This is a genomic window from Algibacter sp. YIN40 (assembly GCF_057219435.1).
In genome coordinates this window covers 836161-859878 of record NZ_JBXVVC010000001.1, presented here as the reverse complement: position 1 = coordinate 859878, position 23718 = coordinate 836161, and the positions used below count along the sequence as shown (strand labels likewise).

General features: G+C 33.6%; 15 protein-coding genes. 12 read left to right on the top strand and 3 right to left on the bottom strand.

Annotated elements, in window-relative coordinates; translation table 11 throughout:
• Positions 1–51: 51 nt before the first annotated feature.
• From rnpA to AC2D6V_RS04095, 3 genes are all read left to right on the top strand, one after another.
• Positions 52–438 (top strand): ribonuclease P protein component, encoded by a 387-nt coding sequence (gene rnpA, locus AC2D6V_RS04105; RefSeq protein WP_484646781.1) that lies wholly within the window; start codon positions 52–54, stop codon positions 436–438.
• A gap of 12 nt (positions 439–450) precedes the next feature.
• Positions 451–2085 carry a S41 family peptidase gene (locus AC2D6V_RS04100; RefSeq protein WP_484646780.1) on the top strand — a complete coding sequence of 545 codons (1635 nt, stop codon included), beginning with the start codon at positions 451–453 and terminating at the stop codon, positions 2083–2085.
• Positions 2086–2148: 63 nt separating this feature from the next.
• Positions 2149–2997, top strand: coding sequence for an OmpA family protein (locus AC2D6V_RS04095; RefSeq protein ID WP_484646779.1), 849 nt, complete (start codon positions 2149–2151; stop codon positions 2995–2997).
• Here the strand turns inward: AC2D6V_RS04095 and AC2D6V_RS04090 are convergent.
• From AC2D6V_RS04090 to AC2D6V_RS04080, 3 genes are read right to left on the bottom strand one after another with little or no spacing between them, the layout of a single operon-like run.
• Positions 2994–3437 carry a GNAT family N-acetyltransferase gene (locus AC2D6V_RS04090; RefSeq protein WP_484646778.1) on the bottom strand — a complete coding sequence of 148 codons (444 nt, stop codon included), beginning with the start codon at positions 3435–3437 and terminating at the stop codon, positions 2994–2996. The two genes, AC2D6V_RS04095 and AC2D6V_RS04090, sit on opposite strands and share 4 nt — an antisense overlap.
• A gap of 52 nt (positions 3438–3489) precedes the next feature.
• Entirely contained in the window at positions 3490–4407 is a 918-nt protein-coding gene (locus AC2D6V_RS04085) for a cation diffusion facilitator family transporter (RefSeq protein WP_484646777.1), read from the bottom strand.
• Positions 4408–4842 carry an RpiB/LacA/LacB family sugar-phosphate isomerase gene (locus AC2D6V_RS04080; RefSeq protein WP_484646776.1) on the bottom strand — a complete coding sequence of 145 codons (435 nt, stop codon included), beginning with the start codon at positions 4840–4842 and terminating at the stop codon, positions 4408–4410.
• Between the two features lie 661 nt (positions 4843–5503).
• Here AC2D6V_RS04080 and rnr point away from each other — a divergent pair.
• From rnr to AC2D6V_RS04035, 9 genes are all read left to right on the top strand, one after another.
• Positions 5504–7702 carry a ribonuclease R gene (gene rnr / locus AC2D6V_RS04075; protein WP_484646775.1) on the top strand — a complete coding sequence of 733 codons (2199 nt, stop codon included), beginning with the start codon at positions 5504–5506 and terminating at the stop codon, positions 7700–7702.
• Positions 7703–7757: 55 nt separating this feature from the next.
• Positions 7758–8051 (top strand): heavy metal-binding domain-containing protein, encoded by a 294-nt coding sequence (locus AC2D6V_RS04070; RefSeq protein ID WP_484646774.1) that lies wholly within the window; start codon positions 7758–7760, stop codon positions 8049–8051.
• A gap of 86 nt (positions 8052–8137) precedes the next feature.
• Positions 8138–8815, top strand: coding sequence for a head GIN domain-containing protein (locus AC2D6V_RS04065; protein ID WP_484646773.1), 678 nt, complete (start codon positions 8138–8140; stop codon positions 8813–8815).
• Positions 8816–8968: 153 nt separating this feature from the next.
• Positions 8969–11782, top strand: coding sequence for a helix-turn-helix and ligand-binding sensor domain-containing protein (locus tag AC2D6V_RS04060; RefSeq protein ID WP_484646772.1), 2814 nt, complete (start codon positions 8969–8971; stop codon positions 11780–11782).
• A gap of 292 nt (positions 11783–12074) precedes the next feature.
• Positions 12075–15047: a SusC/RagA family TonB-linked outer membrane protein gene (locus tag AC2D6V_RS04055; RefSeq protein WP_484646771.1), complete on the top strand. Its 2973-nt coding sequence runs from the start codon at positions 12075–12077 to the stop codon at positions 15045–15047.
• 18 nt (positions 15048–15065) lie between these two features.
• The gene (locus AC2D6V_RS04050) at positions 15066–16685 is read left to right on the top strand and encodes a RagB/SusD family nutrient uptake outer membrane protein (RefSeq protein ID WP_484646770.1); all 1620 of its coding nucleotides are present in this window, start codon (positions 15066–15068) and stop codon (positions 16683–16685) included.
• Positions 16686–16718: 33 nt separating this feature from the next.
• A complete protein-coding gene (locus AC2D6V_RS04045; protein ID WP_484646769.1) occupies positions 16719–18788 on the top strand; it encodes a carbohydrate binding domain-containing protein in 2070 nt (689 codons plus the stop codon).
• A gap of 106 nt (positions 18789–18894) precedes the next feature.
• On the top strand, positions 18895–20025 hold the full coding sequence (locus AC2D6V_RS04040) for a glycoside hydrolase family 16 protein (protein WP_484646768.1): 1131 nt from the start codon (positions 18895–18897) through the stop codon (positions 20023–20025).
• 499 nt (positions 20026–20524) lie between these two features.
• Positions 20525–23713 (top strand): glycoside hydrolase 5 family protein, encoded by a 3189-nt coding sequence (locus AC2D6V_RS04035; protein ID WP_484646767.1) that lies wholly within the window; start codon positions 20525–20527, stop codon positions 23711–23713.
• The last annotated feature ends 5 nt before the right edge of the window (positions 23714–23718 follow it).

The window sequence follows — 23718 nt, the reverse complement described above, 5'->3', positions numbered from 1 at the left end:
CCGATAAGAGGCTCCAATGTTGTTAATTCTTATTGCTACTTTTGTAAACCGATGAAAACATTATCCAGGACATATTCAAAGAAAGAAAAGCTAAAAAGCAAAAAGCTTATTGAAGCCTTATTTACTGAAGGACAATCTGTTTCCGCTTTTCCTCTTCGCTTAGTCTACTTGTCTGCAGATTTTGATGAAGATATAATTGCTAAAACTGGCGTTTCGGTAAGTAAGCGAAATTTTAAAACTGCTGTTGATAGAAACCGCATAAAACGTTTATTAAGAGAGGTTTATCGTTTAAACAAATCGGCATATTTTAACAACATTACAACACAATATGCGTTTATGATTTTGTACATTGGCAAGGATAAACCCTCTTTTGTTGAGGTAGAAGCTAAAATGAATACGTTGTTTGAAAAGTTTTTAAACAAAACTTCCAAATCATAATACATATCACTTATGAGATTACTACTTAAAAAAAGAATTGTAATTCCTGTGCTAGCTGGAATTATATTTTTAAGCACTACTGCATTCAAAAATGATTTTTTTGAAATCGCAAAACAAATTGAAATTTTCACCACTTTGTTTAAAGAACTCAACATGAATTATGTTGATGAAACAAATCCTGGTGATTTAATGGATCACGCAATTAAAAGTATGCTTGCCGATTTAGATCCGTATACCAGATTTATGAACGAGCAAGATGTTGAAGCGTCAAGAATTAATAACACGGGTGATTATACTGGAATTGGCGCTAAAGTAAGAACGCTTAAAGATCGATTGGTTATTGTAGAACCATATAAAGGATATCCTGCCGATGACGCTGGTTTAAAAGCAGGGGACGAGATTATTAAGGTTGGTGATGTTGTTGTAGAAACCTATAAAGATGAGGCTGGTAATTTGCTTCAGGGTACTCCTGGGTCATTAATAAACGTGACCTTTAACAGGCAGGGTAAACAACAAACCGCAACTATTAAACGAGCCGAGGTAGAGATTAAAGCGGTGCCTCATTTCTCTTTAGTTAACGACAAAACTGGTTACATTGTTCTAAGTCAGTTTAACCGAAAAGCATCTTCTGAAACTAGTTACGCACTTCGAGATTTAAAAGCTCAAGGTGCAGAACGTATTATATTAGATTTAAGAGGAAACCCTGGCGGCTTATTAAATGAAGCTGTGAATATTGTTAATCTTTTTGTTCCAAAAGGCCAGCTTGTTGTAACCACAAAATCTAAGGTAAAAAAATATAACAGAACCTATTATACCAAAAACAACCCGATTGACACCGAAATTCCTATTGTAGTTTTAATTGATGGAGGTAGTGCTTCAGCAAGTGAAATTGTTTCAGGCTCACTTCAAGACTTAGACCGCGCGGTTGTGGTTGGTTCAAGAAGCTTCGGAAAAGGTTTAGTTCAGCGTCCAAAACAATTGACTTATGGTACTCAGGTTAAAATTACCATTTCTAGGTATTACACACCTTCTGGTCGTTGCATTCAAGCTTTAGATTATTGGAATAGAAACGATAAAGGTGAGGCAATAAGAGTAAAACAAGAAAACTACAACGAGTTTAAAACTAAAAGTGGGCGTAAAGTTTTTGATGGTGGCGGTGTTTTTCCAGATGTGAATTTAGGCGCTTCTAAAAACGCCGCGATTGTTAACTCCATCGAAAAAGACAACCTGGTTTTTAACTATGCAACTAATTACTATTACAACCATAAAATTGAAGATATAAATAACTTTAAACTTTCTTCTTCCGATTTTTCGGATTTCAAAAGTTATTTAAAAACAAACAATTATTCTTTCGAAACTGACACGGAAAAAAGTCTTTATAAGGCGCTTGAAACTGCCCAAAAAGAGGAATTGGATGATGAAATAGAAAAAGATTTTCAAACATTAATACAGAATTTAAATATTTCTAAAAACAGTATTATTGATGAAAACAAAGCGCACTTATTAAAATCGCTAACAAACGAAATTGTAAAACGTTATGTTTACAGAGAAGGTTTGTATGATTACTATAAAACACATGATGAACCTATTAAAAAAGCAACAGAAATATTAAATAATCCTGTTACTTATTTAAATTACTTGAGATAAAGAGGTGTTTCTATTAACATCAAAAATGAGTATATTTAAAAACTGATTTATATTAATAGCACCATGAAAAAATTAATTATTTTTTTAATATTAATTTTAAATACATGCTTTGTTTTTTCTCAAAACAAACTAGTTCATGATGTTTATTTTAATACTGATAAATATGAGGTGCCTATAACAGAGGAAAACCGCTTATTACTTTTTATTTCTGATTTGGTAGATGTAGATATTGAAACAATTTCAATATTTGGTTTTTGTGATGATAGAGGCGCAGACACATATAATTTAAAACTCTCGCAACAACGCGCAGATGCTATAAAAACTATTTTTTCTAATAATGAAATAAGTGAATCTCTAATAACAAATGTTGACGGTAAAGGAGAGGTGTTGTTAAAAATAGTGAATGAAAAAAACATTGCTAAAATTAGAGGGCTTAATAGAAAAGTTGAAATTATTGTAAAACCAAAGCCACCAAAAACAAAGGAAGAAAAACTAAAAGAAGTTGAAAAAAAACGAGATATTCCAGAAATTATTAAAGGTGAATTAAAAATTGGCGATAAGATAGTTTTTGATAATATTTTGTTTAAAACAGGTTATAGCACAGTTACTAAAGACTCTAAAAAAACACTAGAGAATATTGCAAAATCTTTAATAGATCGCGAAGATGTCTATTTTACCATTCAAGGGCATGTGTGTTGTACTAAGTTTAGTCGTGATGCTATTGATAGGAAAACAAAAAAGAGAAATCTCTCTTTAGCAAGAGCTAAATATGTTTACGATTATTTTGCTAAAAAAGGGGTTGATAAAAAACGTATGAAATATGTGGGTATGCGTCGTAAATTTCCTCTTGGTGGTGATCCTCAATTTGATAGACGGGTAGAAATATTAATAACTTATGTAAATGTAAACTAATATCTCATCATCGCAATATGTGGAATATCATCTTCTAAATACTCCTCTCCCACTGCTTCAAAACCTAAATTAGAGTAAAACTTCTTCAAGTAACACTGCGCTGAAATTTTAATACCTGTTGTATTATAATGCTTGCTTATAGCTTCAATTGACGCTGTCATAATATCATACCCATATTTATATTGACGCTCTTGTTTAGAAACCACTACCCTACCTATACTAGATTCGTTAAAATAATCGCCTGGTTCAAAAATACGCGTATATGCAACAAGCTTGTTATTTTTTATACCTAAAACATGTAGTGCTTTTTGGTCTTTACCATCAACATCTTGATATACACAATCCTGCTCTACAACAAAAACCTCACTGCGAAGTTGTAATAAATCATAGAGTTCTTGTTTTGTAAGTTCTTCAAATGATTTTACTTTAATTTCTAGCATTTTATAAACAAATAAACGTCTTAACAAAAAACGATTAATTTCTTTTTAGAAATTAATCTTGCACAATAACTTCTTTCGCATCATCCTTTCCAAACTCAGGTTGAATATTTACATGGTTAATATCATATTTATCAAAAACCAAATCTTCAATTTCATGTAAAATAAAATCAAATTCAGAAAGTGTGATATCATTATTAAAATCGATGTGTGCTTCTAAATGAATTTCCTCTTCGTTTAATTGCCATACATGCACGTGGTGGACATTTTTTATACTCTTAAAAGTGTTAATTTCGTCTACTATTTTTTGTATAGGAATATCATCTGGAGTAAATAGCATAAGTACTTTAGTAGAGTTTTTTAATAAATCAAACCCCATCCAAATTAAATATATAGCAATAACAAAAGTTAAAACACTATCAACCCAAAACATTGCATAATATTTCATTAATAGCCCACCAATTAAAACAGCTACACTAGCCATCATATCTGTTAGAAGATGTAAATAAGCGCTTTTCATATTCATATTAGCTTCAGCGTCTTTTTTTAACAACAACACACTAAAACCGTTTCCTAAAACAGCAATTAACGATAACCAAATAACTAAATTAGACTCTATTTCTTGTGGGTTTTGAAAACGCTTTATTGCTTCTATAATTAATAAGACTGCAACAATAATTAATGTAGATGCATTTATAAAAGCCGCTAAAATTTCTGCACGTTTATATCCAAATGTTCTATGAATAGATGCTTTTTTTTTAGATAACTTATTAGCAATATAACTTACTACTAAAGAAAGAACATCGCTAAAATTATGTAAGGCATCACTTAAAAGTGCTAAACTACCAGAAATAACACCACCTATTACTTGCGACACTGTAATAAGAATATTTAATAAAATAGATATAAAAAGATTTCGCCCTTTTAAGTCGTTATGAGAATGTGAATGATTATGAGAATGGTTGTGACCCATTTAACAAGATAATGGAATTTTATCTATTCTATTTTGGTGGCGACCTCCTTCAAAATCGGTGTTTAAAAAAGTTTCTACCATTTTTAATGCTTGAGGAATAGCAGTAAATCTTGCTGGTATACATAATATATTAGCATTATTATGTTGCCGTATTAACTCTACTATTTCATTATTCCAACATAGCCCAGCGCGTATTTTTTGATGTTTATTAGCGGTCATAGCTACACCATTAGCACTACCACATATTAAGATTCCAAAATCAGATTTATTAGTTTCAACATCTTCGGCTACTGGGTGTACAAAATCAGCATAATCTACACTGTTATCAGTATCTGTTCCATAGTTGTTAACTATATAGCCTTTCGCCTCTAGTTGTTCTTTTATAGCGAATTTATAGTCGGTTCCTGCGTGGTCGTTTCCTATAGAAATAGTCATTATTTAATATCTTAGAATTTAATTAAACAAAGGTAGTAATTAACACTTATAATTTACTTGCTTTAAAATTATATATAATGTGTATTAGTTTATTCATTACTTGTTAATAACTGTTTGTTAGTTAATGAAATTAAAATTAGGAGATATCAACTTTTTTTTTAATCAATAACATTTAAATAACCTACAAATAAATTACTATAAATTTTTAGTTAACTTATAAGCAGAATTAAAGCAAGTTTTAAGTTTATAAAATAAAATAGTTATTAAAAATAGTTGTTAATATTGGTTTCTAACAATTGTTTATAGAAATATTAAATCAACTCAAATTAAATTAGTTAGCAACTATATACTTGTTCATTTCCTATAAATAAAATTAAATAAGATATATATCAAAATATTACCTATAAAAGTTATACCGTTATTAACACACTATAATAACCATCATTTGTTTTTTAAATTTTAAAAGAAAAATAATTATATAATATATAATGTGGATAACTTCAATTTAACATGGTAGATGCGGTATTAAATATTAAAGTTGTAGTTTTGCAGAAACAAATAGCAAATTCTTCACCTTAATATTATATTGCTATTAAATAACAAAATTTCCTCACGATAACTATCGTGTTATTATGGAAATATAATGATTACATAAAATTACATGAGTAAAAAGAGAAAAGGAAAATCCAGAAATAAAGGAATTTCCAACCTAACAAATACAATCTTAAGTATATTAAAAAAAGAAAGAAACCAAACCTTTAATTATAAACAAATTGCTGCTAAATTTGATGTTAATGATGCTAGTAGCAGGAATCAAATTATAAAAACTTTAGCTAAACTTGCTGCTAAAGAAGAAATTATACAAGTTGAACGCGGTAAATTTAAAGCTGTTATAAATACAGAATATCATACAGGTATTTTAGATATGTCGACAAAAGGATCAGGATATATTATAGCTAATGATTTTGATGATGATGTATTTATAGCATCTAATAATATTAATAAAGCGTTACATGGCGATGAAGTTGAATTTTATGCTTACAAACGCAGAAAACGTGGTAAAACTGAAGGTGAAATCACTAATATTATTAAACGTGCAAAATCAGAATATGTAGGTGTTATTCAAATTCATGAGAAAAAGAATTTTGCTTTTGTAATACCAGATAGTAACAAAATGTATACTGATATTTTTGTGCCTATTAATAAAATAAATAAAGCAAAAGATGGAGATAAAGTATTAGTATCAATTGAAGAATGGCCAGAAAAATCCGATTCTCCTAACGGAAAAGTGATTCAAGTACTTGGGAAACCAGGAGAACACAATACAGAAATACATTCAATTTTAGCAGAATATGGTTTACCTTATGAATTTCCTCACGAAGTTGAATATTTTGCAAATCAAATAAATACGTCTATTACAGAAGCAGAAATTACTAAACGTAGAGATATGCGTAAAGATTTAACCTTTACTATAGATCCAAAAGATGCTAAAGATTTTGATGACGCCTTGTCTTTTGAAGTATTAGATAATGGTTTATATGAAATAGGAATTCATATTGCAGATGTATCTCATTATTTACAAGAAGGTACTATTCTGGATGATGAAGCTTACGAGCGCGCAACATCGGTTTATTTAGTTGATAGAGTTGTTCCTATGCTTCCAGAAGTATTATCAAACAACGCCTGTTCATTACGTCCGCACGAAGAGAAATACACCTTTTCTGCTGTGTTTCAAATAAATGATAAAGCAGAAATTAAAAATGAATGGTTTGGTCGTACAGTAACGTATAGTGATGCACGCTATGCTTACGAAGAAGCACAAGCTGTTATAGAATTTAAAACCAACACCATTCCTAAAGAAGTATCTCTAACAGGAAAAACATATGAAACCGATCAAAAATTAGCAGACGCCATTCTGAAAATGGACGAATTAGCTAAAATTATGCGTAATCAACGCATGCGAGATGGTGCTATTTCTTTTGATAAAGTTGAAGTAAAATTCAATTTAGATGAAAATAATAATCCAGCGGGTGTATTCTTTAAAACCAGTAAAGATGCTAATAAGTTAATTGAAGAATTTATGCTTTTAGCAAACAGAAAAGTATCAGAATTTATTGGAAAACAAGACCCAAAGAAAACCTTTGTGTATCGTGTGCATGACGAACCAGATGAAAGTAAATTAGCCTCGTTGCAAAATGTAGTAAGTCGTTTCGGGTATAAACTAGATTTTAAAGACCGAAAGAGTACTACAGCTTCTTTAAATAATTTATTACAAGAAGTAAACGGCAAAAAAGAACAAAATCTAGTAGATACACTTACAATACGAAGCATGAGTAAAGCAGAGTATACGACACGTAATATCGGTCATTACGGATTAGCTTTTAATTATTATAGCCACTTCACGTCACCTATTCGTCGTTATCCAGATGTGATGGCACATCGTCTATTACAACATTATTTAGATGGTGGTAAATCTGTTAATGAAGACCTTTATGAAGATAAGTGTAACCATTCCAGTAACATGGAAGGATTAGCAACACGTGCAGAACGCGACTCTATTAAATACATGCAAATTCGTTTTATGGAAGACCATAAAGATGAAGAATTTGTAGGTGTTATTACAGGTGTGACTGATTGGGGTATTTATGTAGAAATTATTAAAAATAAATGCGAAGGTATGGTAAGCGTTCGAGACATGAAGGATGATCATTATGCCTTTGATCAAGATTTATATGCTATGGTAGGGAGAAGTAATGGGTTAGTCTATCAATTAGGAGATGAAGTTATAGTAAAAGTAAAAAACACCGATTTAGTTAAAAAACACCTAGATTTTAATTTAATTGGAAAACCTGAGAATTAATTTAAACAGTGTAAAATTGGATTTGTTTTTCATACAAATAACTAAATAATAAATCATGATATTAACAACAACAAACTCTATTGAAGGGCACCCAATTGAAGATTACTTAGGTATTATTACTGGGGTGTCCACTAATATAAAAACCTCTTTTTCTTTTAAAACAGAAAAGAATAAATCTTTGTATAAAGATTTTATAAATGAGGCAAAAGAAGAAGCTTTTCAGGATTTAAAGTCGAATGCTGCTAAGCTAAACGCTAATGCTGTTGTCGGTATTAATTTAGATATTGAAATGACTTCAAATTCTTATTTTTTCGTTTCAATTACCGGAACAGCTGTTAAAGTAGTTTAATAATTATAATATTTTCATAAAGAAAATCCAATACGGAATAATTATTGATAATTTTACGTTTTAATTATAAAAACAATCCAAAACAAATGAAACGATTATTAGTATCCCTCACATTTTTAATATCAATAGTATTAACAGCGCAAAATCCAATTAAAAAATCTATTGGAGAGTTTAACGAGCTTAAGGTTTATGATTTAATTGAAGTAGAACTAGTTAAATCTAAAGAAAATAAAGTTTTAATTACAGGTGAAAACGCTAGTGATGTTCTAGTTAATAACAAAAATGGTAAGCTGAAAATAAAAATGAATCTCGAAGAAATTTTTGATGGAAACAAGACAAAGGTTGTATTACACTACACAGAAGTTGATGTTATCGATGTAAATGAAGGCGCTAAGGTACACTCTAAAGACAAAATAAAACAGTTTGAAATAGATTTGAAAGCACAGGAAGGTGGATATATTAATTTAGATTTAAAGGTTACCTATGCAAATATAAAATCTGTAACCGGGGGTGTTATAAAAACCACTGGAAAATCAGAAAGTCAAAAAATATCATTATTAACAGGAGGTGTTTATAAAGGAGCCGAACTTGAGACTAACAAGACAAAGGTGTCTATTAACGCAGCTGGAGAGGCCTATGTTAATGCGTCAAAATTGGTAGATGTTAAAATTAGAGCAGGTGGCGATGTGTTTATTTATGGTAACCCAGAGACTGTTAATGAAAACAGAGTTCTAGGGGGTAGAATAAAGCGTATGGAGGAGTAAAAGAAATAAATTATAAAGTCAGAAAAACCACTACATGTAGTGGTTTTTTTGTTACAAAAAGTATTTTTAAACCCATACTTTAATAATACAATAGCTGTTTAAGTTTATATTTTTAGTACATTAGTACCGCAACAACTAATAAACAAAAATATTTTGAGACCTATACACCGACATCTGTCATGGTTATTTGTGTGTTTTTCATTCATACTGTACACTCAAGAAAGACCTCCAATAAATGTTTATCTACCCAGTGATTATCAAGGAGAATCTCAAAACTGGTCCATTTCTCAATCAAGCTACCGATATGTTTATGTAGCTAATAATAAAGGGCTTTTAGAATTTAATGGCGCAAATTGGACGCTATATGATTCGCCGAATCAAACTATTATTCGTACGGTAAAAGTTATAGATGATTTAATCTATACAGGAAGTTATAATGAATTTGGGTATTGGGAAAAGGATGATTATGGGGTATTAAATTATACCTCTCTTTCAGATGAATTAGGAATTAAACCACTAGAAGATGAAGAGTTTTGGAATATCCTAAATTATGAAAATTGGATTCTTTTTCAATCGTTAGACAGAATTCATATTTATAACAAAAAAACAAAAGCTTATAGTGTAGTAAATTCTAGAACTAAAATTTCAAGATTATTTAAAGCTGGCGAAAGTTTTTATTTCCAAAGCTTAAATAGTGGTTTATATCAAATTGAAAATGGAGCTGATATTTTGGTGTCAGAAGATGAGGTAATAAGAAACAATGTTATAGTTAATGTTTTCAGTCACAACGATGGTGTTCTAATATTAACTCAAGATAATGGTTTTTATAATCTTAATGATAATAAATTAATACGTTGGGATATTTCGGCCAATTCCGATTTAGCAGAAGTGAGTGTATTTAGCGCAATAAAACTACAGGACAGAAGCTTTATGCTGGGAACTATTTCTGATGGGATAATACACCTTAAAAATGATGGCACAATTAACTATAAAATAAGCCAGTCGGATGGTTTAAGTAATAATACCGTGTTGTTTTTGCACGAGGACTTAGATAATAATATTTGGCTTGGCTTAGACAATGGAATTAATTGCATAAATATTAAATCACCATATAAAATTTACTATGACACTAATGGAGATATTGGTAGCGTGTATACCTCGGTAATCAATAATGGTATTTTATATTTAGGAACAAATCAAGGCTTGTTTTATAGAGATTTATATAGTGAAAATGAGTTTGGTTTTATTGAAAACACTCAAGGACAGGTTTGGTTTCTAGGGGTGATTAATGGCGTGTTGTTCTGTGGCCACAACAGAGGTACTTTTGTGGTTAATAATAAAAGTGTAGAACAAATTATTGATATTCAAGGCACATGGCAGATCAAAACAGTTAACGACAACGAGAATTTATTAATTCAAGGAAATTATAATGGCTTCTATGTGTTACATAAAGTAAACGGAAAATGGCAATTAAGAAATAAGTTAGAAGGGTTTAACACTTCAAGCCGATTTTTTGAATTTACAACCAATGAAGAAATTTATGTGAATCACGAATATAAAGGATTGTTTAGATTAAAGGTGGATAAAGAATTAACTAAGGTTGAATCTTTTAGTCAAGACACACTAATGGAAAAAGGCTTGTATTCAAGTCTAACCAAGACGGACAAGGATTTGCTTTATACTAATAGAAAGGGAATTTTTAAGTTTGATTTAGTTTCAAGACGATTTGAAAAAGACAGCATTCTAAGCATGCTTCTTGATATAGAAAATTTTACTTCTGGAAAATTAGTATGGGACAATAAAACAGATAAATTGTGGGGTTTTTCTTCTAAAGGAATAAGTTTTTTGACAGAGTCAAACTTAATAGGAGAAAAAAAGATTAAAAATATTCCTTTTCCTGTCGACGTTAGAAAAGATGTAATAGGTTACGAAAATGTAACACATCTTGAGGGTGAAAAATTCATACTTGGGTCTTCCACGGGCTATGTTATTTTAGATTTAAGTAGCACTATTAGCCACGAACCTATAATTAATATTAATCAAATAACGATAAGTGAATTAAAAGGCAATAACGTAAAAAGCTTGGTGGATTTAACAAGACCATCTGAGTTTAGTACCAATGAAAACAACTTAAAGATTACATACAGTATTTCGGAGTTTTTAAAAACCAAAAAACCCGAATATCGTTACAAGCTAGTGGGAATATATGATTCTTGGAGTGATTGGACAACAACAGGCAGCGTTCTATTTGAGAATTTGCCATATGGAAAGTATACGTTTGTTGTAAACGGTCGTGTAGGTAACGAAATGACTTCAAACACAGAGCGTTATTCATTCAGTATAAAAAGACCATGGTTTCTTTCAAATGTGGCTATTGGCCTATATATACTGGGCGTTATTTTGATCTCTTTTTTTACGCATAAGATTTACACAACGTATTATAGAAATCAGAGAAAAAGGCTAATGCAAAAGGCTAGTAGAGAGTTAGAGTTGAAGGAGCTTGAAAACAAACAACAACTTATGCGTTTCAGAAATGATAAGCTTAGAGAAGACATTGAAAACAAAAACAGGGAACTAGGGATTTCAACCATGAACCTAATTAAGAAGAATGAATTTTTGGGCTCTATTAAGAAAGAGTTAATGGATTCGGATGGAACAAGAGGTCTAAAACAAATTGTAAAAATAATTGATAGAAACCTTAACAACAATGATGACTGGAATGTATTCCAGGTGGCTTTTAATAATGCAGATAAGGATTTTCTTAAAAAAATAAAGGAGTTACACCAGAACTTAACTTCAAACGACTTAAGGCTCTGTGCTTATTTAAGATTGAATTTATCATCAAAAGAAATTGCGCCATTGCTCAACATATCCCCTAGAAGTGTTGAGGTTAAGCGATATAGGTTGCGCAAAAAAATAGGATTGACACATGAATCTAACCTATCTGATTATATTCTAGAAATATAATAATAGTTATATATAAGACTACTTGAACAATATTTACCTATACAAGACCACAACATATTCAATAAATTTCTCTCAAGGTTTTTTTTAATAAAACGAAATCAATACATAATTCATTAAAAAACATCTAAACCACTGCACAATATTATGAAATAACTAATATTTTAATAGTTTTATTAGGATTCTGGTAATTTTCTTTTCTTTTCTTTATTTTGTATGTTTTTTGTTGAGGTAAAAACCATGGATTCTTTAATTCTCGTCGTTATTTTTATGCTCAAACAAAAACTAACTAAATATGAGACAAATTCTCTTAACAATTTTAACAATTTTATTGTTTTCATTTACTAACGCCCAAAGTGTGGACGTAAGTGGTAATGTGCAAGACAATACAGGGTTTCCTATTCCAGGAGTTAATGTGCTCGTCAAGAACACATCAAAGGGAGCGGTAACCGACTTTGATGGCAATTTTACAATTTTAGGGACAGATGTTGGCTCTACCCTTGTTTTTAGTTACATCGGTTACATTTCAAAAGAAGTAGTTGTCAAGGACGGATCAACATTAACCATTCAACTAGACGAAGACCTCGCGCAATTAGACGAAGTAATTGTGGTTGGTTATGGAACACAGAAAAAGAGTAACGTGGTAGGATCAGTGGTAAGTGTTGATTTAGAAGAAGCAACAGCAACACCCACAACTAATGTGTCAGAAATGCTTAGGGGTAGGGCTGCAGGAGTTCAGGTTAATCTAGCCGATGCTAGACCTGGAGGAAACTCTAATATTATAATTAGAGGTAGTGTTTCAGTTGCTCCAAATGGTAATGGACCACTTATTATTGTAGACGGGTTGCCATTTGATAGTTTAAATGATATAGCTCCAGATGATATTGCAAACATAGAGGTTTTAAAAGACGCTTCTTCGACAGCAATTTATGGGTCTAGAGCGTCTAATGGTGTTATCTTAGTAACAACAAAAAGAGGTAAGGCGGGCAAGATATTGGTAAACTATCATGGATACACAACCGTACAAAGTTTAACTAAAAACTTTAATCAGTACACGGGTCAACAATATATAGATTTGAAAAGAGAAGCTAATAGAAATAGATTTACAGGAGAGTATCTCAGAGATGAAAATATTTTCACACCATTTGAATTAGAAGCCATCGACAATAAGGAGTTTGTGGATTGGGAAGATCTAGTATTAAGCGATGCAACCATACAAAGCCACGCACTTAGTGTTACGGCTGGTAGCGAAAAAACAAAAGTTTTTTCAAGTATTAATTACTTTGCTCAGGATGGTATTATACCAAATTCAGGATTCAACAGAGGGGCCTTCAAGTTAAACTTAGACCAACAGATTAATGATAAGTTAAGCTTAAAAGCTATTATAAATTATCAAAACACTACTCAAAACAGAGAAACAGGAGGGCTTAACTTTACCACTATTACACCGTTAGCGAGACCTTTCGATGAAAACGGAGAGCTTCTTAAATTCTACTTAGGGCCCACAAACACAAGTGTTAACCCTTTATGGGACCAACAAGAATCAATTGATGAAGCTAAAATAAACCTTACGGATTTAAACCTTAGTTTAACGTATAATTTTTCCCAGAGTCTTTCATATACATTAAAAACTTTTTTAAGAAATAGAAACACAAACTGGGGCGTATACCGCTCATTGTCTCACTCAGCCGGTGACGAAGGTGTTGATGGCCGAGCTTTTATAGGCGGGATATTATATAAACAATCTTTAATAGAAAATATTATAAACTATAAACCAGAAATAAATGACAAGCATAGCCTAGATTTTACAGCTGTTCATGCTCTTGATGAACAAAGAAATGAATTTACACAAGTCCAAAAGGCCGGTTTTGCAAATGACGCTCTAAGTTTTAATGGTATCGCAACAAAATTATTATCTGATACCAGAAACGTTTCACAGAGAAGATTAGTTTCTTTTTTAGGAAGACTACGTTATGGTTATTTGGATAAATATTTATTTGAATTTACCGCTAGAGCGGATGGGGCTTCGGTTTTTGCTGAAAATAATAAATGGGGGTATTTCCCTGCAGCTTCTTTTGCCTGGAAAATGCACAAAGAATCTTTTTTAGAAAATGTTGATAATATTAATGAGCTAAAATTAAGATTAAGTTATGGGGCAACAGGTAATCAAGGTATAAATTCTTTAGAATCTCTAGGAAGAGCTGATGACACTCCGTACATATTTGGAGGTGAGACGGTAGCTGGATTTGTAGCCTCCTCAAGGCTGCCTAACCCAAATTTAAAATGGGAGACCACCACAACATTTAATACAGGTTTAGATTTTAAGCTATTTAATAATTTATTTGAAGGAACTGTAGAGTATTACAAATCAAACACTAAAGATTTATTATTGGATCGATCTATTGCAGGAGTTACTGGTTTTTCGGTTACTCGTTTTAATGTTGGCGAAATAGAGAATAAAGGATTCGAAGCAAGCCTTAACACGAATATTATTAGAAAGAATGATTTACGATGGTCTGTTGGCTTAACAGTTTCAAGTAACAACAACAGGGTAATTTCTTTAACAGGCGAAACAGACAATGACGGAAACCTTATTGATATTCCATTGAGTGACGGACGTCGTTTGTCTATAGGTCAATCAATAAATAACATATGGTTACCAAAGTATGATGGCATCTTTCAAGAAGGAGATGATATTGCCGGTTCTGGAACCCCTTTAGCGAGCCCAGGAGATGTGAGGGTTATAGATCAAAATGAAGATGGTCAGATTGATGATAGGGATAATGTTTTTACAGAAGCGGATCCAGATTGGTACGGGTCTATTAACACCACTTTAAATTATAAAGGGTTTGAGTTGTTTGCGGATGTGTATATTGTTGAAGGTGCTACAAAAGTAAATCCAGTTTTAGCCAATGGCGAACTATGGAAAGGAGCAATTAACGGCGTTCGTACCAAATATTATACTCCAGAACAACCTTCAACACAATACCCAAGACCTAAACCAGATACACATGTGCACCTTTTTTCTTTTGCTGTCAGAGACGCATCATACGTAAGGTTAAGAACCTTGACTTTAGGGTATAATTTACCAGAAAAAGCTTTGTCTGGAATTGGGCTTAATAGCGCCAAAGTTTATATGACAGGGACCAACCTGTTAACCTTTACGGACTACCAATCTTATAGCCCAGAGCAGAACCCAATTGAAAACGGTAGTAGTGCATTTCCTGAAACAAGAGCATTAACGGTTGGTGTTAAGCTAGGTTTTTAATTAAAAATAAAATCAAATATGAAAACAATATATAATATATTTTACTCTAAGAGATGCGTTTGGGCTCTCTTTATCGCGCTACTTTTCACAATTTCTTGTAGCGATGAATTTTTAAAGGACGAATTGCTTTCTGACACCTCTGTAGATTTCCTATATACCACACCAGAAGGCTTGGAGTCGGCCGTGGTTGGCTTATACACATTGAATCGCCAGTTGTATGAAGACAGAAGTTTAAACGGCGCATATCCCTTGATACTTCAGGCTAAAAGCGATTTAGCTGTTGGTATTACTGGAGAAGCATCCCTATACAGTAGATTATTATGGGGATTTAGCTTAGGCGATTTTGGAACCGCATCTGGTATTAATAAGTACTGGGTTCATTACTACAAAATAGTAGATAGAAGTAATGCTATTATACAATCAGCGGAAAATCTTGATGGCATTGATGAAAATAGAAAAAATCAAATTTTGTCAGAAGCTAAATGTATGAGGGCCAACTCTTTTTTCACTTTATATCGTCTTTTTAACAATATATTTGTGAGTACCACCCCAACAAACCCGGATAACGCGTTTGATAAACCTCAAGACAAAACACCTAAAGAGGATATATTTGACCTTTTAAAAAGTGATTTAGATTTTGCGATCGCAAATTTAGATTACACAACACCTGAGTTCGGTAGGTTTACACAAGGTACTGCAAGGCATATACGAGCAAAGGTGGCTATGTGGGAAGAAGACTGGGCGGAAGCAGCGGCTCAAACAGATGCTATAATCGAGAGTGGTAATCATAGCTTGGTGCCTACATCAAAAGAAGTGTTCGCGGGCGATTTAAACCATTCTGAGACTTTGTTTACTTCAAATTTTGAGAGAGAAACCATCGGTGGTGGTGGAGAGCATATTTTAAATTGGAATATTGTTTCAGAATCTCATGCTGCAGACGGGGTTGTTCATTCCGTTGAAAACGGTGGGGCTGGAGTTGGGTTTCTGTCTTTAAACGATTATGTAATTAATCTTTTAAATGAGGACCCTAATGACGACAGAAAAGATGGCACTTATTATATATTTGAGTATTTGTATAATGATGAAGCGTCATTGCCCGCAGGCAAGAATATTGGTGACCCACTGGATTTGTATGTAAACCACCCAACAGATCAAAACCAATTTATGTTGTACTACAGAAGGCAAAACCCAGGAGTAATTAAGTTTCTTGATGAAAATGCGGAGCCAACTGATCGAGCTCATTATAAAAACATCATGGTTTATAGATTGGCCGAAACATACTTAATTGGCGCAGAAGCCCACTTGATGCTAGGAGAGCCCGATAAAGGCCTAGAGTATCTTAATGAGGTGAGAAACCGCGCAAACGCGGCTTCTAAAACCACTTTAGATTTACAAACTATTTTAGACGAAAGAGCTAGAGAATTGGCTTTTGAAGGACAGCGCTGGTTTACGCTAAAAAGAACAGGCAAATTATTTGAATTTCTATTAGACCATATGAATAACGATAATATGAATGAGTCTTATCCAGAAGGAAATCCAAAAGATATATTGCGTGAGTACATGCAAAATTGGCCTATACCGCAAGGTCAAATAGAACTATTGGGACCAGACTATCCTCAAAATGATGGATATAACTAATTGCTCAAAATATAAATTAAAAAAATTAAAAAAATGAAAAATATAACCACACGCTTTTTGTCGCGATTTAACATCATGTCTTTCTTGATGTTAACATCACTACTTTTTACTGCGCTATTCTCTTCTTGTGTTCAGGAGGATGATATTCCACCTGTTTCTGCTTATGTTGAGCCACCGCCACCAGAGCCTGGCGAAAATACAATAGAAGCTCCTGTTTTTAGCGAGGTGCCTGTCGATTTTGAAACATCAAATCCGGAGTTTGAGATATTTGGAGAAAAAGATGGCGATGTCGTCATTACTGTTGTTGAAAACCCTGTTTCAGGAGGAATTAACACATCTGGAAAGGTTGTGGAAGTGAAATACATAGCAGGAACAGAGCCATGGGCTGGGTTCTTCTTTGATTTAGCAGAGAAAGTTGATTTTTCTGTTAATAGAACCATAAAAATAAAAGTATATTCTCCTGAAGTTGGGCAGAATATTACGCTAAAATTAGAAGATAAAGAAGACGGTGATATAAAAAATGAAAAATCAGAACTTACTACTGTGGCCAATGAATGGGAAGAACTTTCATTTGTATTCTCTCCGGGGGATGATGCTAAATTTGATAGAGCTGTTTTATTCTTTAACTTTTTAGGAGATAAGGATGCAGATACAACGCATTATTTTGATGATATTGTGCTTTTAGAGGGAGATGGGTCTGGTGGCGGCGGTGGAAATACAGATGCACCAACTATGGCAGCGCCAGCACCCGTATTACCAGAATCAGATGTTATCTCTATATTCAGTGATGCCTATACCGATGTTGCAGGAACAGATTTTAATCCAGATTGGGGACAAGCAACAGTTGTAACACAAGAAGATATTGCCGGGAATAACACTTTAAAATATGAGAATTTAAATTATCAGGGAACCGTATTGGGAAGTTCAACAGATGTGTCTGGAATGTCTTTTCTACATGTAGATTATTGGACAGCAGATTCTACAGGATTTAATGGTTTCCTTATTAGCCCTGGTCCTTCAGAGACAGAACATGCTTTTGCGGTAACTACTGGAGAATGGGTAAGTGTAGACATTCCCTTGTCAACATTTTCAAGTGTTGTAGAACTTACGGACGTTATACAAATGAAGTTCGATGGTAATGGAACTATTTATTTAGATAATATTTATTTCCACAATGGTCAGCCTACTGGTCCAACTACAGCTGCACCAACACCTACACTTCCAGACTCTGATGTGATTTCTTTATTTAGCGATGCGTATACAACTGTATCTGGAATAGATTATAATCCAAACTGGGGACAAGCTACAGTTGTGACTGAAGAAACTATTGAAGGAAATAATACCTTAAAATATGAGAATTTAAATTATCAAGGCACTCAATTTGATGCTATAGATGTTTCTGGAATGACTATGCTACATATTGATTATTGGACGGCAGATTCTACAGGATTTAATGCATTCTTAATTAGTCCTGGACCTGCAGAAACCCCACATGCTTTTGAAGTAACTACAGAGCAATGGGTAAGTGTTGATATTCCTTTATCGGAGTTCATAAGTGTTGTTGATTTAACGGATGTTTTTCAAATGAAGTTCGATGGTAATGGAACCATTTATTTAGATAATATTTATTTCCACAACGGACAACCACCAACAGAGCCAACAGTAGCTGCACCAACACCTACACTTCCAGACTCTGATGTGATTTCTTTATTTAGCGATGCGTATACAACTGTATCTGGAATAGATTATAATCCAAACTGGGGACAAGCTACAGTTGTGACTGAAGAAACTATTGAAGGAAATAATACCTTAAAATACGAGAATTTAAATTATCAAGGCACTCAATTTGATGCTATAGATGTTTCTGGAATGACTATGCTACATGTAGATTATTGGACAGCAGATTCTACAGGATTTAATGCATTCTTAATTAGTCCTGGACCTGCAGAAACCCCACATGCTTTTGAAGTAACTACAGGGCAATGGGTAAGTGTTGATATTCCTTTATCGGAGTTCATAAGTGTTGTTGATTTAACGGATGTTTTTCAAATGAAGTTCGATGGTAATGGAACTATTTATTTAGATAATATTTATTTCCATTAATAGAGTTAAATTAGAACTTAAGACCCCTTTCGATATAGAATCAAAAGAAAGGGGTTTTTCTATTATAATAATCTTTTATCGAACCTTAATTATATCATACATCAAGATGAACTTAAAATTAAAAACTTCTGTTAAAAAATTTACCTCCTTTCTTGTTTTAATAATAGGATTAATGGTGTCTCCTTTTTTTGTACATTCTTGCGGGGGAAGTGACGATATTTCTGGGTCACCATCCAACTTGAGCTTATCTATAATTATTCAGGGGGCTGACACTAATAACCCTAATGGCAATGGTTCTGGAAGCATTTCATGTGTTGCAACTGCAAATAATGCGGTACGCTATGCATTCAAGTTTGACGGAGGTTCTTTAGTTGAAAGTACTGATGGAACTATAGAGCATACTTTTACTAAAAAAGGCACTAATACTTATGCTGTTTTGGTTATTGCATATTCAAGTACGGGAGAGTCAATAAACATGACACAATCGGTTAAGGTGTTTCAATCAGATACATCAGATACGTTGATTTTTTCAGATGAGTTTGACCAAGATGGAGGGGTCGATTCCTCTAAGTGGCTATTTGAAACAGTGCCTCCAAATAATGGAAGTTGGTGGAATGGTGAAAAACAACATTATACTGATAGATTGGATAATGCTTATGTGTCTAATGGCACATTAAAAATAGTTGCAAAAAAAGAAAACTATACGTTTGCGGGATCAACTAAAAACTACACATCTGCAAGATTGAATTCTAAATTTAATTTTACTTATGGTAAAATTGAAGTAAAAGCTAAATTGCCAAAAGGTGCTGGTACTTGGCCGGCCATTTGGACCTTAGGCTCTAATATAAATGAAGTTGGTTGGCCTGCTTGTGGAGAAATTGACATTATGGAACACTGGGGACACAATCCAACTATAGTTTCTAGTGCCATACATACTATGGCGTGTTCAGGGGTGAGTAATTGTCAAGATGCTAAAATAGGCGAGAAAGTTGTAGCTGATTACGATTCAGTTTTCCATTTGTATGCAGCAGAATGGACCTCTGATTTTATAAAAATTTATTTGGACGATCAGCTTTTATATACTTATAATCCAGCAACTAAGACATCGGTAAATTGGCCATTCTCTAAGAATCAGTTTATTTTATTGAATATAGCTTTAGGGGGAGATTGGTTTAGTATTGATCCTGCTTTTAACCAAAGTGCAATGGAAATAGATTATGTAAGGGTGTATCAATAATATTTTGAAGACATAGCCTCTTAGTGTTTTATCCATAGCCACTAATAAAGCGCTCAGGTTTTGGACATTCGGTAAACTAGTTTTATTTAATATATTAAGTGTGAGCATCAAAATTAATTATTTTTTACCCCACTACATATTTGAGCCTCATTTTTAAAAACCTACTGTTTTCGGCTATTTGTTTAAATAAACACAATTAGTAAGGCACAACACTACTGGTGGTTACCTATACATTGCCCATACAAATTAAATGGTTGACAAATTTATTACCTCAGTTTAATAATGCTAACACCCCAACAAAACCTTTGCCTTACTAAGGTTTTGTTAATCTTTACAGTGTTTTTTTGTTGTGTATGTTTTTTGTTGGGGTATTTTTTGCCAAGTTCGCAATATGTTGTCCTATTTTTATTAATCCCAAATCTACTGGAAATTTATTAAAAGCACTCAACCTCAAAAATTGAGAACAACTAAGAACAAACTACTCAAAACAAGTAAAACTATGAAAAACAACTTTCTAAGATTATTATTCTTTTTATTTACGGTCTCAATATTTGCTCAGGCAAATAAAGTAGAGATTGTCAGTAGTGAAGAAGGCCAGAAACTGGTGGTCGACGGCAAAGACTTTATGCTTAATGGTGTAAACTGGGATTATGTTCCCATAGGTACCGATGTTACAAATGCCAATTTTTATGAACAATCGGATGATATCATCAAAGCAGGATTAGATACCGAAATGGGTCTTTTGAAAAACATGAATGTTAATGTTATAAGACAATATGTAGGTGTGCCAGCTAAATGGGTAACCTATGTCTATGAAAAATATGGAGTTTATACTCTGTTAAATCATTCATTTGGTAGGTATGGACTAACATTAGATGGTGTCTGGACACCCGTTACAATCTATTCGGATGAAAAAACTCAAGAACATCTGGTATCTGCAATGATGAAATTAGTCGAAGACTATAAAGACACCCCTGGTATTTTAATGTACATGATGGGGAATGAAAATAACTACGGACTATTTTGGCAAGGAGCAGAAACAGAAGATTTTCCTGATGGTGAAGAAAAAATTAATGCGGTTGGAGAACTTCGTGGACGCCCTATGTACAAGCTCATGAACGAGGTTGCTCTCAAAATGAAAGCAATGGATCCAAATCACCCGGTTGCAATTTGTAACGGAGATGTGTTGTTCATTGATATCATAGCAGAAGAATGTAAAGACATTGATGTATATGGAGCTAATACTTATAGAGGAGAATCATTTGGAGATTTCTTTCAAGTGGTTAAAGACAAGCTTGGTATACCGCTTATGTTCACAGAGTTTGGTGCAGATGCTTATAACGCTCTTGAAAATAAGGAAGACCAATACTGGCAAGCACACTATAATTTATCAAACTGGAAAGAAATATATGAAAACGCTGCTGGTTTAGGTAAAGTAGGAAATTCTATTGGAGGTTTTACATTTCAATTTAGTGATGGCTGGTGGAAATTAGGTTTTGATGATAGAGAGAATGCCGATTCTCACGAAACAGGAGCTTCATGGAGCAACGGAGGGTATTATCATGACACCAAAAACGGTTCAAATAACATGAACGAGGAGTGGTTTGGTATTTGTGCCAAAGGACCAACAAGCGAGAGAGGGCTTTATGATTTGTATCCTCGTGCGTCATATTACACACTTAAGGACGCACATGCGCTCAATCCGTACGATGAAGGCATGACCCCTGAATTCCTTGACAATTATTTTAATAATATCAACATAACAGAAGCCATGTTAAAAGCCCGTGGCGACAAAGCAGCATTAGACGCACAATCAGGCGGAAAAATTAGAATAAGTAATTTAAGAGCAGAGTTTACAACCTTTAATACTGGAGGTTCTTTAATCACAACACCAGAAACAGCAAATCCAGATGAAGAAACATTCCCGAATCAATTAGGGTTTGACCATATGCAATCATATTACGTTGGGGTAGCTGGAAGCCCATCGCCAGGGATGAAGGCAGAAGTAAACTTCAATATAATTGGTAATGTTGCTCAAAACCCAATAAATGAGATTTTTTATGAAAACGTAGGACGTCCTATTACAGTTGTCAACTCTAACGGTGAAGAAGTTACCATAACAGATAACAATAGACTTAGGGTTTATAACGCAGAATATGAGTGGAATACTAAAGTGGCCGATATTAGAGGTTTTTACAGAACAGGTCATTACCACTGGGGATATGAGGGTGATTTCTTTGGTTTATACCCTGAAGCAAATTACGGCCCAAATTTAGACATATACAACGGTGAAATTCTAGGAATGGAAGTAGACGGTAAGGGTTCTTTAAAAGGACTTAAAGCTGCTTTTGGACCGCAATTATGGTGGGGAGCTAACCCAACAGCACTTTTAAAGTATAGCACGAAATTAAAACATTGGGACATTACAGGTATATATCATAGAGACTTTATAACAGAACTAAGATTTGATGAAAATGGTCAGCGTGTTTTAAACCAAAATCAGGTTGCCAGTGGTATAATTCCAGGGTGGCCAATGGAAAGAGCTTCCTTGGCTGTAGAGAAAGAATTTGGTAAACTAGGTATTTCTTTAGGAGGTATCTGGGGCGGAAGACCGTTAAATGGAAGCACATTTCAAGATGTGAGAGGAGAACCAGGAAATTACACCGTTTATCAAGACAAAATAAATTCTGATGATAATTGGGGTGGAAAAGCAAAAATCACCTACAAAGGCGGTAAGTTTAATTGGTATGCGCAAGCAGCTTACATGGGCTTAGTTGCTAATGGAGGACCAGATGCTACGAGAACATTTACAGGCTGGAAACTAAAAGATTCGGGAAGCGGTAACCAAACCAACATACTTTCTGGTTTTACTTTCTCAGCGGGCGACTGGCAAATTGCGCCAAACTTTTTATGGCAAAAACCTTTGATAGCCGCCATGCCAAATGATGTTACGGCTCCAGGGAGATTACGAAACTTTATTGATGATCCTTTCGCTGTAAGAGGGAATAGAGAGACTACTGCGGGAGAATTACTTTTAACTTTTGACCCAACACCGGGCTCATGGTTTTATGAGTGGGATAATGACCGTGCGGAGGATGCAAAAATAGCCTTTAATTTAGGTTTCGTATATAGGCACCATCCAACAGCGCAAGACGCACATATTGGATTTTTGGCCAATCGACAGTTTTTCGCATTCCCACAAGCTGCACCAGCACAAGATTTATGGGAAATAAGTTCTCGTGTTGTTTCCAAAGTTAGTCCAGATATAGGTATTATTGGAAACTTTTATGGGGGTAATGCCCAGGCTAATGGTGATAGCGATAGAACCATAGAACGTTTTGGTGGCGACATCAAAATGATTTACAAAAAATGGAAAATAGAATACCAAGTTAAGATTAACGATTGGGGGCCTTTTGATTATCACCGCGATTTTAACTTAACGTTTCCTGTTCAAAACATGATTGACATTTCAACCTCAATAGGGAAACCAGATTGGTTTATTCTGCCTAGCACTAAGATTGGTCTTAGAGGCATATGGCGTTCTTTAAATGAGAACTCACCAAGATACGCGCCTACGGCAGTTCCGCCAAATACGGTTCCAGCAGTTCCAGTGTTAAGTCCTGTTGGGTTCGACGATGGAAATGAATGGGAGATTAGAACATATATACATATTAACATTGGTAAATAAGATGA